The organism is Exiguobacterium sp. FSL W8-0210, assembly GCF_038006045.1.
Taxonomy (GTDB): Bacteria; Bacillota; Bacilli; order Exiguobacteriales; family Exiguobacteriaceae; genus Exiguobacterium_A.
Genome location: NZ_JBBOUK010000001.1, coordinates 3,016,356 through 3,031,503 on the forward strand (window position 1 = coordinate 3,016,356; position 15,148 = coordinate 3,031,503).

12 protein-coding genes are annotated in these 15,148 nt (G+C 44.2%); 6 read left to right on the forward strand and 6 right to left on the reverse strand.

Translation table 11 applies throughout. The features are described 5' to 3' along the window. Positions 1–25: 25 nt before the first annotated feature. Positions 26–3,190, forward strand: a complete 3,165-nt coding sequence (locus MKY22_RS15670; RefSeq protein ID WP_133208436.1) for a DUF3427 domain-containing protein — start codon at positions 26–28, stop codon at positions 3,188–3,190. Here the strand turns inward: MKY22_RS15670 and mutT are convergent. Further along, the gene (gene mutT, locus MKY22_RS15675) at positions 3,165–3,569 is read right to left on the reverse strand and encodes an 8-oxo-dGTP diphosphatase MutT (protein ID WP_058704348.1); all 405 of its coding nucleotides are present in this window, start codon (positions 3,567–3,569) and stop codon (positions 3,165–3,167) included. The two genes, MKY22_RS15670 and mutT, sit on opposite strands and share 26 nt — an antisense overlap. 151 nt (positions 3,570–3,720) lie before the next feature. Here mutT and MKY22_RS15680 point away from each other — a divergent pair. After that, positions 3,721–5,282, forward strand: a protein-coding gene (locus MKY22_RS15680; RefSeq protein WP_341089885.1) for an IS3 family transposase whose coding sequence is annotated in 2 segments (ribosomal slippage) — positions 3,721–4,354 and positions 4,354–5,282 — 1,563 coding nt in all. Because the reading frame shifts where the segments join, the coding sequence is not laid out codon by codon here. Positions 5,283–5,434: 152 nt separating this feature from the next. Then, complete coding sequence (locus tag MKY22_RS15685; RefSeq protein ID WP_214748825.1) at positions 5,435–6,619, forward strand: class I SAM-dependent rRNA methyltransferase; 1,185 nt, start codon at positions 5,435–5,437, stop codon at positions 6,617–6,619. Between the two features lie 85 nt (positions 6,620–6,704). Here the strand turns inward: MKY22_RS15685 and MKY22_RS15690 are convergent, their stop codons facing one another. After that, on the reverse strand, positions 6,705–7,703 hold the full coding sequence (locus tag MKY22_RS15690) for a zinc-binding dehydrogenase (protein WP_214748828.1): 999 nt from the start codon (positions 7,701–7,703) through the stop codon (positions 6,705–6,707). A 109-nt stretch (positions 7,704–7,812) separates the two neighbouring features. On the opposite strand from MKY22_RS15690, the gene pepT reads away from it, so the two are divergent. Continuing rightward, positions 7,813–9,048 (forward strand): peptidase T, encoded by a 1,236-nt coding sequence (pepT, locus tag MKY22_RS15695; RefSeq protein WP_133208493.1) that lies wholly within the window; start codon positions 7,813–7,815, stop codon positions 9,046–9,048. Positions 9,049–9,136: 88 nt separating this feature from the next. On the opposite strand, the gene MKY22_RS15700 is transcribed toward pepT, so the two are convergent. Next, entirely contained in the window at positions 9,137–10,006 is an 870-nt protein-coding gene (locus MKY22_RS15700) for a prohibitin family protein (RefSeq protein WP_341089892.1), read from the reverse strand. 299 nt (positions 10,007–10,305) lie between these two features. Between MKY22_RS15700 and MKY22_RS15705 the strand changes: the two genes are divergently transcribed. Together MKY22_RS15705 and MKY22_RS15710 are read left to right on the forward strand one after the other, a co-directional pair. Beyond that, complete coding sequence (locus MKY22_RS15705) at positions 10,306–11,928, forward strand: ABC-F family ATP-binding cassette domain-containing protein (RefSeq protein WP_035411871.1); 1,623 nt, start codon at positions 10,306–10,308, stop codon at positions 11,926–11,928. Between the two features lie 65 nt (positions 11,929–11,993). Further along, positions 11,994–12,374, forward strand: coding sequence for an NUDIX domain-containing protein (locus MKY22_RS15710; RefSeq protein WP_052019147.1), 381 nt, complete (start codon positions 11,994–11,996; stop codon positions 12,372–12,374). A 226-nt stretch (positions 12,375–12,600) separates the two neighbouring features. Here MKY22_RS15710 and MKY22_RS15715 read toward each other — a convergent pair whose 3' ends face one another. The 3 genes from MKY22_RS15715 to MKY22_RS15725 all read right to left on the reverse strand — a co-directional run bounded on the left by MKY22_RS15715 (position 12,601) and on the right by MKY22_RS15725 (position 15,147). Next, the gene (locus MKY22_RS15715) at positions 12,601–13,068 is read right to left on the reverse strand and encodes a hypothetical protein (RefSeq protein WP_035411867.1); all 468 of its coding nucleotides are present in this window, start codon (positions 13,066–13,068) and stop codon (positions 12,601–12,603) included. Between the two features lie 76 nt (positions 13,069–13,144). Then, positions 13,145–14,092: an ATP-grasp domain-containing protein gene (locus MKY22_RS15720; RefSeq protein WP_341089900.1), complete on the reverse strand. Its 948-nt coding sequence runs from the start codon at positions 14,090–14,092 to the stop codon at positions 13,145–13,147. Further along, the gene (locus MKY22_RS15725) at positions 14,089–15,147 is read right to left on the reverse strand and encodes an LLM class flavin-dependent oxidoreductase (protein WP_312067174.1); all 1,059 of its coding nucleotides are present in this window, start codon (positions 15,145–15,147) and stop codon (positions 14,089–14,091) included. Before MKY22_RS15725 ends, MKY22_RS15720 begins: the two co-directional genes overlap by 4 nt. Position 15,148: the final 1 nt, after the last annotated feature.

Consider the following 15,148-nt stretch of genomic DNA (forward strand, 5'->3'; position numbering starts at 1 on the left):
ATTTACTATCATTCGGAGGATAACCATGTCTTATTATGAAACACTACGTTCTTCAACTGAAACTAACTCACAATCCGATACAACAAGTGTCTCTGTACCAGCACATGACTACACAACAGAATTACTTACACATCTCAATCAAGTACTATATCAATCTTTAGACCATTTACAAAAACAAGATGAACCTGATCAAATGGTTGAAACAGTCAATGAATGGCTCCTGCATTTAAATCAACCTCCGATCGACTCGCCACTTCATCGTGAACTCTCTACTAGCACAACTCATGCTTTACCTACACAATATAAAAATTCTTTGCGTGCTTGGGAACTCATCGCTCCTGGCCAACTCGAACAAGAACAGTTATTGCATCATATCAATCAAGAATTATGGACAGCATCTGCTGCTGATTGGATGGTGAGTTTTACACGACATTCTGGAATCCAAACGCTTGTACCAGCTTTAAAAGAAGCAGAAGCTCAAAACAAACCAATTCGCATTTTGACTTCATTTTATATGAATATTACAGAAGCGAAGGCTATCCGGCATTTGATGGAATTCAGCAATATCGAAGTAAAAATTTATGAACCGATTAAAAAAAATCATGCGTTCCATCCGAAAGCATATTTATTTTCTCGTCCTGATCAGTTGGATAGTGCTATTGTTGGCTCCTCTAATTTATCAAAGTCGGCTTTAACACACGGTATGGAATGGAACATTCGTATACCTTCTACACCCGTCACAACATTAGTCACTCAAGCGAAAAGCTTGTTTGAACAGCTTTGGAACAGCCACGAAGCGACTGTATGTACAGAAGAATTATTACTTCAATACGAACAGTACCAACAAGAAACACCACCTATAAAATCATTTTCTATCCGCGATACAATTGCCGAACCCGCTGTCGATTACACCGTTATTGAACCAAACCTCATGCAGATTCCGGCTTTAGAAGAACTGGATCGTTTGCGCGAGCGAAAAGAAACAAAAGCAATGGTCATTGCGGCAACAGGAACGGGGAAAACGTACTTAGCAGCATTTGATGTTCGTCAAGCTCAGGCTAAAAAAGTGTTATTTGTTGCACATCGCGGAAAATTGCTATCACAAGCTGAGCATACATTTAGACAAGTTTTTTCAAATGAAAGTTATACATTTGGTAGATATTCAGGATCACAACAAATTCAAGATGCACAATTTACCTTCGCTACCGTTCAAACACTCTCAAAAGAGGTTCATCTTAATCAATTTTTAAAGGATACGTTTGACTACATCATCATTGATGAATTCCATCATGCTTCATCTGCTTCTTACCAAAACATTCTTAACTATTTTAAGCCCCAATTTTTGCTTGGCGTAACGGCAACACCAGAACGAATGGATGGTCAAAATATCTTTCAGCTTGTTGACTATAATGTTGCTTACGAAGTACGTCTGTATGATGCCTTAGCACAAGATTTACTTTCACCATTCCATTATTTTGGGATTCAAGATGATGAATCGATTGATTATTCTCTTATTCCTCAACAAAACGGATTTTATGTAGAACAAGATCTTGTTGTTGCACTCGAACGATCAACACGAACAGATTATATTGTTGAAATGATTCGTAAATTTGGGTTCAGTGGTAATCAGGCTGTTGGACTAGGATTCTGCGTCAATATTAATCATGCAGAGTTTATGGAGCAGGAATTTAAACGACATCAGATTGAAGCAATGGCTGTTACAAGTAAACAGTCCGAAGATGAACGCGAAGAGGCCATTCGCCGACTAGAGGACGATCAAGATCCACTGCAATATATTTTTACAGTTGACTTGTTTAACGAAGGCGTCGATATTCCAAAAGTCAATCTAATGCTATTTTTACGTCCAACGGAGTCTCCTACTATTTTTATTCAACAATTGGGGAGAGGCTTACGTAAACATAGCTCAAAAGAATTTGTTACGATTTTAGATTTTATCGGAAATAGCCAAAAGGCTTTTGTTGCACCGCTTGTGTTGTCTGGTCAACAATCGTTTCATTCTATTGATCGTTATAAAATTGCTACTGCTGTAAAACAGCATTTTCCGATTTTACCGGAAGGATCTTTAGCCATTCTAGATTCAATTACAGAAAGATTTATTATTGAACAAATGAAAAAAATAGAGTTTTCAGCTAGCAAACAGCTCCGTGAAAGTTATCAAAGGCTGACACGCATGATCGGAAATCCTCCGAGTTTAAATGATTTAGTTACGCATAAAGACGCACCAGCTATTGAAAGTATTGTTCAGCAATGGAGAAGTACATTACGTCTTAAACAACTTGAAAAACATGCTACCGACGAAGAACTACGTTTATTGCTCGATGACACTACACGCAAAATTGTGGAACAGCTCGAAGGACTATTCCCAATTCGTGAGCCCTTCAGCTTACTGATTTTAAAACATTTACTGCATCATCCTTCTGCTTCAGTTCAAGATATTGAACAAGAAGTTTTCAAAGAATTCGCCTTATCGACGAATCACTCTTTCTCAAAGCGACCTATTATTCATCATCTTTTTAAACGCTGGTCTACTGCGTTTAAAAATGATCGTATTCAATTGCTAGATGCTGTATCAAAAGAGCGCTATCGCTTTTCAAATACAGTCGGCCAAGCACTTCAACAATCAACTGAATTACGTTCATATATGATACATTTTATCCAAGCAGGTCTACTTGCATTTCATCAACTACCAGATCGAATCAACTGGTTGATCGAAGACCAGGCGTTTCTATTACATCAAACATACAATCGTTCTGTTATCCAACGTCTTCTTTGTTCACCAAGTCAGGAAGGTTCTTGGCGTGAGGGCGTAGCTCAAGCTGGTGACGACTACATTTTATTCGTGAATTTACACAAAGATGAAGCCATTGATGAGCAACTAAAATATAACGATTATTTCTTAGATCAATATCGTTTCCACTGGCAGTCTCAAAGTAATGCAACTGCTACAGGTAAAGCGGGTACTTTATATCAAAACCATGAGAGCGAAGGAATTCGTATTCATTTGTTTATGCGTAAAGCAGATAAAGAACAAGGAAAAACGCTACCGTTCACATACTTTGGCCAGTTAAAGCATCTTCAAAGTACAGGTTCTAAACCGATTAGTGTGACTTGGTCACTTCATTCTCCACTATCAATTGAACTGTTTAAGGAGTGGCAAACTCTTTCTTAATGTACTCAACTGCAGGAATATCAGCAGGAGCCCATTCAAGCTGATCAAGGTCTGAAACAGATACCCAGCGAAGCTCTGCATGTTCTACGGCAATCGGTTCTCCTGTTACGATTTCAGCTTCAAACGTATGCAATGTAACAATAATAGCATCGTACTCGTACGTCGTTTTTTCAATTGGTTGTTTGACCTTAATATTACATTTTAATTCTTCATTGATCTCGCGAACTAAAGACTGTGAAGGCGTTTCATGTAGCTCAATTTTCCCACCAGGAAACTCCCATAAGTTGGGCAATGACATTTGGCTACTACGAAGTGCACACAATATTTCATTATGATCGTTGCGAATGACAGCCCCTACGACTTGAACATGTTTTTTCATTTTTTATGTTTCACTCCAAATCATTATAGATTTTTCAGTTCTCTGCTTATCATAACAAAAACCGTTATTCCTTTGACTTATGATATGCTCCCCAAAAAGTAGACAGTTGAAATAACAAAAACTGTTTACTTTTTTGAAGGGAGCTTTTTCTATGACTACATCTAAGTTTTCGTCAGATGAAAAACTAAGAATCATTAAGATGTGTGAAGACGGAATCGACTCGATCAAATCGATTGCCTCGCTCTTCGAGCTTTCAGTCAGCACCTTAAATAGATGGAGGATAAAATATCGTACGGGCGGCTCCATAGCACTTCGTAATCGAACAGAGTGGACGCGTTATCCGGAAGAACTGAAGATGGAGGCTATACGTGCAGTACTCGACCAAAAGGAATCGCTTATTAGCGCTACGGCACGGTTTGATATCTCGGATAAAGGTCTACTTGCGAAGTGGATAGAGAAGTATACTAGTCATAGTACTAAAGGGAAACCATTGAAGGAGCGATCCATTATGACTAGAGGTAGAACCACCACATTCGAAGAACGTGTTCAGGCAGTTATGGACTGTATACAAAGCGGAAAAGACTATCAACGCATCATGGAGACCCATCGGGTCTCATACCAACAAATCTATAGTTGGGTAAGAAAGTTCGAGAAGGACGGAATCGACGCACTGATGGACCGTCGCGGGCGTCAGAAGCCAGTAGAAGAATTGACGGATGAAGAACGTTTGGCGTTAGAGCTGAAACGACTCGAGCGAGAAAATGAGCGTCTACGCATGGAGAATGATTTCTTAAAAAAGTTAGAGGAGATCGAGAGGAGGTCACGTTAAGTCAAATTCGTCTTCAAGATAAATATGAAGCCATCCAATCATCGGTAGAGCAATTTGGTTACCCGATCATCGCCCTATGTCACCTCGCTGGTGTCTCGCGCGCTGCCTACTACAAGTGGTTACGCCGGATTGGCATACCGCAGACACGTGAAACGGAGAACATGAAAATCATCGAAGAGATGAACGAGATCCACCTTGCGGTGAACGGAATTTATGGCTACCGACGGATGACATTGAACCTGAAACGCCGTTTCGGAAGAAACGTCAACGCGAAGCGTGTCCGTCGTCTGATGCATATCGCCGGTATTCATTGCGTCATACGCCGGAAACGTCCTTTGTATATTCGTAATCGCCCTCAACAGACCGCAGAGAACATTCTGAACCGTGATTTCAACGCGGCAGGACCGAACCAAAAATGGGTGACGGATGTCACGGAACTGAAGTACGGCGCCTCTCAGAAGGCATATTTGAGCGCCATACTAGACCTATATGATGGATCCATCCGTGCCTTCGTTCTTGGGCACTCCAATAATAATCAGCTCGTGTTCGATACTCTCGAACTCGCCCTACAGGGCGCACCGGGAAGTCGTCCCTTGCTTCATAGTGATCGAGGATTTCAATATACGTCTCATGCGTTTCGTCATATGACACGCGTGGCAGGCATTACACAAAGCATGTCTCGGGTTGGAAGATGTATTGATAACGGACCGATGGAGTCTTTTTGGGGAGCGTTGAAGTGCGAAAGTTATTATCTACATAAGTTTGTGGAGTTCGACGAACTCCGACTCGCAATCCAGAAATATATTCACTTCTATAATGAAGAACGGTACCAACAACGGTTAAACGGCTTGGCTCCGTTAGAATACAGAGCTCAAGCCGTTTAAGAGATTTTTATTATTTGTCCTGTCTACTTGACAGGGAGCAGTTCATTATGCAAAGAATAGCGGTTTTATTATATCCAGTTATCCACATGTGGATAACCCCATTTATGGTATACTTATGGCACTTATCCACAAGTAGAAATGAGGAAACTAACATGTCTCGTGAACTTTATCCGATTGTCGTCAAACCAAAATGGATTGAATCGATTCGAAGCGGGTATCCCGCCTTACGCAAGGAAATGTTCGAAGCTTTGCACCATGTCAAAGAGGCAGGCGGACTGCTTCATCTGATGACAGAACATAAAGAATACCTCGCGACCGGTTATTTTGGCAAGCAGGAAAAAGGTGTCGGTTGGACTCTCTCAATGGACGAGCAAGAAGCGATTGATGTCGCCTTCTTCAAACAACTTTTTGAAAAAGCGTTAGACAAACGAAATGAATTTTTTGAAGAGTATTCAGAAGCCTTCCGTATCTTTAACGGTGCAGGAGATGGTATTGGTGGTTTGACGATTGACTGTTATGATCATCATTACCTCATTACATTCGAAAATGAAGGCATCTATACATTCCGCCCACTGATTCTTGAAGCTCTTGAATCACTACTGAATTATAGAAGCATTTATGAAAAACGAGACTTCCTCGTCGATCTTCAACCGGTCAAAGGCGACGACTTTTTGAAGGGCGAACGAGGCGATTTTCCTGAAGTCGCACAAGAATATGGCGTGTTGTATGAATATGACTTGGATGCTGGTATGCGGACTGGTTTTGACATTGCCCAACGTGAACTTCGCCGAATCCTTCTCGATTCCGTCGAACGAAAGACCGTACTTAACCTCTTTTCCGATACAGGAACGTTAACGGTAGCTGTTCTTTATGGTGAAGCTGCTCGAACGACAAGCGTTGATTTCTCGACACGTAGTCGAAATAAGACAAAAGATAATCTAATGTTGAACAGTTTTACTCCCGAAAAACAGAAGATTTTAGTTCAGGATGCGTTCGACTACATCGAACAAGCGGATAAGAAGACTCGTTTTGACGTCGTCTTGTTCCATCCACCCGTACAAGTCAATACACGGACACGTCAGTTTCGGACGGAACAGGATCTCGCCCTTTGGATCCAAAAAGTCATTCATCTGACGAATCGTGGAGGACTGCTTGCGATTACGACAGATAGTCCTGCTCTTGATGCATCACAATTGAAAAAAGCTGTCGAGCAAGCATTCAACAAGTTGCGTCAAAAATTCGAAGTCGTGTGGGAGCAACCGGAGCAGAAAGATTTCCCGACTCCTCCTTCCATGCCACAACTCGCTCCAAAAAGCATTCTTGTTCGCCGTAAATGATCTGTTATCTAAAAAATCCGCTACCGAATTTTTCAGTAGCGGATTTTTTTATATTTTTAACAGGAAATGTAAAATGAATGGAGAATCATTTTTTAGGGGTTGGATATACACTCACTTTACCAAAGTGTGATGTTTGATCAAATCGTTGATAGAGATCGTTTAATGCATCGCGTTCATAAGGAATCTGCTCTTCAATCCGAATCTCGAGGACACCCTCTTCCACTAAATGAACGAGTTCTGATAAGTGACGTTGCTGTTGTTTCATCTCATCTACTTTTCCTTTCAGCAACGGAAGCGCGACGAACACAGCTTCAAGTGACAAAGCTTTACTATGCATCATCGTTAAATCTTGTGTCGTCCGTGTCGCGATCGAAATGATACGTCCCCGTTCTTTAGCGAGTATGAACGATTCTTGTAAATGGTCACCGCCGACTGTATCAATGACGACGTCGAATCCGTCCAGATCCAGTCGGTTTAGCAACGCTTCAGCCGATTCTTCCTTGTACCGATGAACGCGGATCCCTTTTGCTTCTAGCCAAGCTGCCTTCTCGTCAGAAGAGGCGCTCGCTGTGACGTCACATCCATAATGACGAGCAAGTTGTACGGTAAGATGTCCTACTCCACCCGTTCCACCTGCTACATATACACGGATGCCTGGGGTAATCGCGATTCGCTCTTTTAAAATTTCCATCGCCGTCAACCCAATCACCGGTAAACAACCAGCAACCTCAGCCGAGACCCCTTCCGGTCGTAAGACTGCCATCTGTTCAGGTACAAGCATTTCTTCCGCTAGCGCACCGGCACGTGTTCCAAGTCCGCCACCGAATGCGACGATGCGATCGCCGATAGAAAAAGACGTCACACCCTCGCCGATTTCAATGACTTTCCCCGTTACATCGCCCTGGAGAATTCCAGTCGTCGAAGCCGCCGCCACATGTCCGAAGAACATCTTCGTATCAAGTGGATTGATGCTCGACCCCTCGATTTGAACCCGTAATTCGTGTTTCCCCGCTTTTTCAGGTGTGACGTCTTTTTCTGTCAGTGATGCGTCTTTTCCATACTGATCGACTACGAATGCTCTCATGAAGAATTCCCCCTTTTTCATTATTAGTCTATCATGATTCAGAATTCTCTCACATTAGTCGTTCATGCTATGATGAAGGTATCTTATGACGAGAAGGGACGTTTTTGATTTGAAACAAGAATTGATTGATCGTCTAACTACATACGTGAAAGTCGATACACAGTCGAACTATGAGAGTACAACTGTTCCAACAACTGAAGGGCAATGGACACTGGCTCGTTTGCTCGTAGAAGAATTAAAGACAATTGGCATGGAAGAGGTCACGGTCGATGACAATGGTTATGTCATGGCTACGTTACCCGCTAATACAGATGCAGACATTCCGACAATTGGTTTCCTTGCTCACCTTGATACGGCAACGGACTTTACAGGTACGAATGTCCGTCCGCAACTCGTGGAAGCATATGACGGAAATCCCATCACGTTAAGTGAAGTACCGTCCGTCATCCTGTCTCCAACTGATTTTCCGGCACTACACAACTATGTTGGTCATACCTTAATGACAACGGATGGTACGACATTACTCGGTGCCGATAATAAAGCCGGAATCGCAGAAATCATGACAGCCATGCATCATCTGATTTCACATCCAGAAATCAAGCATGGTCGCATTCGTGTTGCCTTCACACCAGATGAAGAGATTGGTCGTGGACCACATCACTTCAATGTCGAAGCATTCGATGCCACGTATGCTTATACGGTCGACGGCGGTCCGCTTGGTGAACTCGAATACGAAAGCTTTAATGCGGCTGCGGCCAAAATCGTCTTCCATGGAACGAATGTCCATCCAGGAACAGCAAAAGATAAGATGGTCAATTCGCAGAAACATGCGATGGCATTCCACGATCGTCTTCCTGGAGAAGAGTCTCCTGAATTCACGGATGGTTTCGAAGGATTCTTCCACTTAATTTCGTTTGACGGTTCTGTCGAAAAAACGACACTCGACTACATCATTCGTGATTTTGATCGTGAGGCATTCGAAGGACGGAAACACTTCTTATCTGCCCTTGTCGATGAGTGGAACAAAAAGTATGGCGCAGGTAGTGTGGAAATCGATTTACACGATCAGTACTACAATATGCGCGAAAAAATCGAACCCCACATGCACATCATTGATATCGCTCATGCAGCGATGGAGTCGCTTGACATCACACCGATCATTAAGCCGATCCGTGGTGGAACGGATGGATCACAACTTTCATACATGGGTCTTCCGACACCGAACATCTTTACTGGTGGCGAGAACTACCACGGCAAGTTTGAATTCATTTCGGTCGATAATATGGTCAAAGCAACACAAGTCATCATTGCCATCGCTCAAGGATTTGAACAAGCTTCGCGCTAATCAAAAAGCAGATTCTCAGCGCTGAGAATCTGCTTTTTTCACGTCTACCGTTGTGGTCTTTAAGCGGTTTATCTTAGACATATTTCAATTAGTTTTTTTCTTGTGTCGTACCGTCAGGAATCGGTAGTTGAACCATACTCCCTGATCCACTGACGAGTGGTGATTTCCCGTCCCACTTCTTGACAGCTTCGTATTGAATCATTTCTTTCGTCAACGTCTTCTGTAATTCTTTTTGTGCTTTTGCCAACCCTTGAGCTTCGATCAAACGCGCATCGGCTGCTCCTTTTGCTTCTACGCGAAGACGTTCTGCCTCTGCTTTAGCGATTTCAAGATCCGTTTTCTTTTTATCGAGTTCCTGCGACGCTTTGACACGCGCATCGATTGCTTCCTGTGTCTTTTCATCTGGTTTTGGTGCACCGAGTGCGACATCCTCGATGATGAAACCGATATCCTTGACGTCTTCTGCAAACTGCGTCTGAATGCTCGTCGAGACGTTTCCTGATTTTTCACCGAACAGTTCAAGGACGGTAACTTTCGAGATTTGCTCACGCGACGCATCATAGAGTCGTTGTTTCAAGTAACCTTTGGCAATCTCATCGATTTCGATCGGTCCGAACTTGTTGAAGACTTTCGTCACCTTATCCGGTGAGACGGAGAAGCTGTATGTAAAGTCAACGACGATGTTCTTTCCATCCTTGGTTGCAAGTGTCATGTTCTCAAGCGACTTCGTCTGTGTCCGGATCGGATACTCCGTCACCCGCGTGATTGGTGAAACGACATGCCAGCCTTGTGATAACGTCTCATCTTTGACACCGCTTGACGGGGTATAAACGACACCAACTTGTCCGGGTTCGATTTGTTCGACGACGAACGGCGTTGTAGCCAGCAGGGCTAATACAAGTACACCGGCGATGATCATCGATGGACGAATTTTTTTCTTCGGTTTGATTTCTCTCATTCTGAATCTCCTTTATCAATCTTTTCTTGGATATAGCGATAGAGTTCCATGCCAAGCAAAACGATGAGGGCGAAAAACAATAACGTGAAAAAGATGGCCATCTAACCCCTCCTCTAGCGAATTCCTTACTTTCTTCTACGCATCCATCTGGAAAATGTTTCATTATTTTAAATGTCCGGTTGCTTATTTTTAATTTCTGTCCTAATATGGAAAGAACTTTGCCTGCTCTACGACAGATCATGATTTGTGGTACACTCGAATGAGCACATCACTTACTAGAAACGAGGGTTCATCTCTATATGATTACAGTACAAAACGTCGGTCTTCGCTTTGCGGACCGAAAATTATTCGAAGACGTTAACATCAAGTTCACGCCAGGTAACTGTTACGGTCTGATCGGTGCGAACGGTGCCGGTAAATCAACGTTCTTGAAAATTCTCGCTGGTGACATTGAAGCACAACAAGGCGATGTCATCATCACACCAGGCGAACGCTTAGGCGTCCTTCGCCAGAACCATTACGAATACGAAGAATTCCAAGTCATCGAAACAGTCATGATGGGACACAAACGTCTCTATGAAGTCATGAAAGAAAAAGATGCGATTTATATGAAAGAAGATTTTTCAGATGAGGACGGCATGCGTGCTGCTGAACTCGAAGGTGAATTCGCTGAAATGAACGGTTGGGAAGCGGAGTCGGAAGCAGCGATGCTTCTACAAGGACTTGGCATCAAGGAAGACCTTCACTCGAAAACGATGGCTGAGCTGACAGGATCTGAAAAAGTTAAAGTCTTGCTTGCCCAAGCATTGTTCGGTAAACCTGACATTCTTTTACTCGATGAGCCGACAAACGGACTCGACCTGAAAGCTGTCAAATGGCTTGAAGAATTCTTGATCGGATTCGAAAACACGGTCATCGTCATTTCCCACGACCGTCACTTCTTGAACAACGTCTGTACGCACATGGCGGATCTTGATTACGGTAAGATCCAACTGTATATCGGAAACTATGATTTCTGGTATGAATCAAGTCAGCTTGCTTCGCGTATGGCAAGTGACCAAAACAAGAAAAAAGAAGAGAAGATTAAAGAACTTCAAGCCTTCATCGCACGTTTCAGCTCAAACGCTTCGAAAGCGAAACAAGCGACGTCACGGAAGAAATTGCTTGATAAAATCACACTCGACGACATTCGTCCATCATCACGTCGTTATCCGTTCGTTGGCTTTACGCCAGAACGCGAAATCGGAAATGATCTCTTGATGGTCGATGGTCTCTCGAAGACGATCGATGGCGTCAAAGTCCTTGATAATGTCCGCTTCTCGTTGAACAAGACGGATAAAGTCGCGTTCATCAGCCAGAGCGATATCGCGATCACGACACTATTCAAAATCCTTATGGGTGAGATGGAACCGGACAGCGGTACATTCAAATGGGGCGTCACGACTTCCCAATCATACTTGCCGAAAGATAACTCGGAATTCTTCGAAGGCTCGGATAAGACGATCCTCGATTGGCTCCGTCAGTATTCACCGGCAGATGAGAGCGATACGTTCCTCCGTGGATTCCTCGGTCGGATGCTCTTCTCAGGAGAAGAAGTCATGAAAAAAGCATCTGTCTTATCCGGGGGCGAAAAAGTCCGTTGTATGCTTTCAAAAGCGATGCTCAGTGGTGCTAACGTCCTTGTACTCGACGATCCAACGAACCACTTGGATCTCGAATCGATCACGGCACTCAACGATGGTTTGATCGCTTATAAAGGCGCAATGCTCTTCAGCTCGCATGACCACCAGTTCGTCGAAACGATCGCGAACCGCATCATCGAGTTGACACCAAACGGTATCGTCGATAAAGAAACGACATACGATGAGTATTTGAACAACGATACGATCCAACAGCAATTAACAGCGTTATACGCACAATGATTTTAAAAGAGACCGGAACTGTCGTTTCGGTCTCTTTTTTGAACACGTTGAAGGAGGAATGCGATATGCGACATCGCGTATGCGCTGCGTTGATTGAAGAGCAACAGATTCTAATGGTCGAGTTACATACCCCTTCCCGGACATTTTGGACGTTACCCGGCGGAGGTGTCGAGAACGGTGAAACTAAAGAGCATGCCGTCGTGCGAGAAGTGTTAGAAGAAACGCATCTTCACGTCACGGTCGAACGGAAACTTTACGAGATTTCAATGGATCAAGGAACAGAGACATGTTTTCTCGTTCGCCGTGTCTTAGATAGTCCTGAACCTCGACTCGGGATCGATCCTGAACTATCGCTTGATCAACAAGAATTACGAGCTGTTCGGTTTCGACCATTAAAGGAGCTTCAAGATGATTCACAGATTTCTCGTTTGCGTCGACTATCGTAACGATATAATCTTTGGATTAAATGAAAATTTAATAACCGTATTTATACTTAAAAATAGTAGTCGGTAACTAAGCTTTTTGATAATCCAAAATCGCTCGATCCAGCGATAGAAAACGAGAACGTTATCAAGGTGTCGACTGCCTATCCGTTTTACCGAGTGGTCACAAATCGTATACGAATCGATAAGATATGAAAAAACGGATTTTCAGGCGCGGGAATCCGTTTTTTCATGCATTGTTCTTCTTTTGTTTCGCTGCCTCTTCTTCGACACGTTGCAACAAGGCCTGAACAATTTTCTCGTTTTCTCGTTCGCCACCGAGTGACAAGAGACTTTTCCCAACGAAGTTTGCCCCTTCATTTTTTCCTGTATAAATCAACAGACAACGAGCGTGTCCAAGTGGTTTGAGCGTAAACGTCATCTCAATCTTAAATATTTTAGCTAACGTGAATCCAATCGTATTTTGTTTAAAGTCCGGCTCATTCGTATAGGCTAAATCGGTCACGATGTAGGTTTCGAGTCGGTTGCCCTGCATGTACGTTTGACGATACGTCGAACCGACGACACCCGGTTTTCGTTCAATCACCTCATGCTGGACGACGTTTGGAATCAAACGCTGCAATCGCGTGTGATCAAACAAGTGCCATGCTTCCTCAATCGGGATATCGAGCTGTCGTTCTTCTCTCCACGTAATCATAGATCCGCCCCCTTTTCTATAGAAATACCCTGTCATCCGGTCTTGTAACGTCCGGTGACAGGGCGGGAGCAGATTCTTATTTTACTGTGCTTGTTTCAAGGGCTGCACCGAGGAACTTCGCTAGTTCGAGCATGCCGTAGCGTCCTGCAGCTGCCTCGGCATCCGAATTATAGTTCGTATTCGTATTGACGTCATACGTATAGATCGTACCTGACGCATCCTTAATGAACTCGATGCCTGCGACCGCGATTTGGTTCGCTTGGAGGAATGCTTCATACTTTTGGATGATCGGGTCATCGAAGCCTTCAACGATTTGGAACTTCATCGGTGTTTGTGGCGCTTCTTCACCAACTGGGCAGAACAAGTCGTCGATCACACATGCATCCGCTGGGCAAAGCTCAAAACCTTCTGATGTATCGACTCGAACCGCGTAGACCAACTTTCCACCTACGAACTCACAACGTGTGATGTACGGTTCTGGTGCTTGAATATACTCTTGAATCAACGTGATGCCATCGACTGGTTCGTCGAATGTCGGACCGTCGAGATAAGCTTCAAGTGCTTCAATCGAATGGAATAACTGGACGCCGAGACCTTTCCCTGCACGGTTGTGTTTCGTGATGAATGACGAAACACCGATCTCTTTTGCTGCTTGTACGATTTGATCGCGTCCGACGGCAGCCGTCGTCTTCGGTACACGAATCCCAGCCTTCCGCAACGCCGTGTATTGATTGACTTTGCTGACTTCAAGACGAAGCGCACGCGTTCCGTTAAAGACGGTCCGGTCATGCTCTTCTAACCAAGCGAGGACCCCTTCCGTCAACTCCGGCGCGTAACGATGCCCCCGCGTATGCGAAGACGCACTCATACGACTGTAAAAGACACCTTCTGGCGGCAGTTCATCTAACGGTACGATTCCTTCATTTAAGTGCCACTGCTCGTACGGCAACTTGAGTTCTTCGAGACGTTTGATGAGATGATCCGTCCATTCTTGGTTTTCGTGGAGAATATGAATTTTCGTCATGATTGTTGACCTACCTTTCGTTTCGCTTCGACCAGTGGCATTACGTCACAAGCAAAGCGTTCCATTTCTTCAAGTTGTGGTGAGAATTGTAACAAGAGTAACGTGACACCAACGGCTTCGAACGCTAGAATCCGTTCGGCAATCTGTTCTGGTGTTCCGATCAAGTTCGGTCGCAGACCACGGTTCGAAACGGAATAATCATTTCGCTCGACCTGTTGTTCCAGTTGCGATTTACTGATGAAATCTTGATAACCGGCATAACCGGCGCTGTCTTCCTTGACGTCCGTGATGCGTTGCCACTCAAGAAGCGCTTCTTCTTCCGTATCCCGACAAATGATGTAGGCAGCAAGACCGAAGCTCTCAAGCGGTGCGTGTCCCGTCGCTTCCCGGCGTATTTTCATGTCATTGATTTTATGAGCTACTTCTTCAACAGTGCCTCCATGCATGACGTAGGCATCACAATGTTCGACGATCGTCCGTTTTCCGGCTTCACTTTCTCCACCAGCGTAGAGCTTAATTCCCGGACGCTGGACAGGTTTCGGATGGAGTTCTGCCTGTTCGATCGTGTAGTGATGACCGAAGAAGCTGTACGGTGACGCATCTGCCCATAGTCCTTTCATGACCGTGACGAACTCTTCCGTCCGGGCATAGCGCTCATCATGTGCAGTAAAAATACCGTTGTATTGTTTTGCTTCTTCTGCCCACCAGGCTGAGACGACATTGAGCGTAAATCGCCCTCCACTCAACTGATCGATGTTTGCCGCCATCTTCGCCGTCGTCGCTGGATTATGGAACCCGGGACGAACCGCTGTCATGATCTCAAGGCGTTCTGTTGTTGCAGCAATCGCCGCTGCCGTTGTCCATGCCTCAAGACTCGGTTCCTTGATGCCTTTGATATCGTTCAAGTTCAATTCCGCAATCAACGTCGTCGAGAAGCCGATGCGTTCAGCTGTTTGTGCGACTTGTTTCGCATAATCGAATGTTGCTGGCATCTGTTCATCCTCGACGTTACGTAGCCATCCCCCAAAAATCGGTAACCAAAAACCATACTCCACT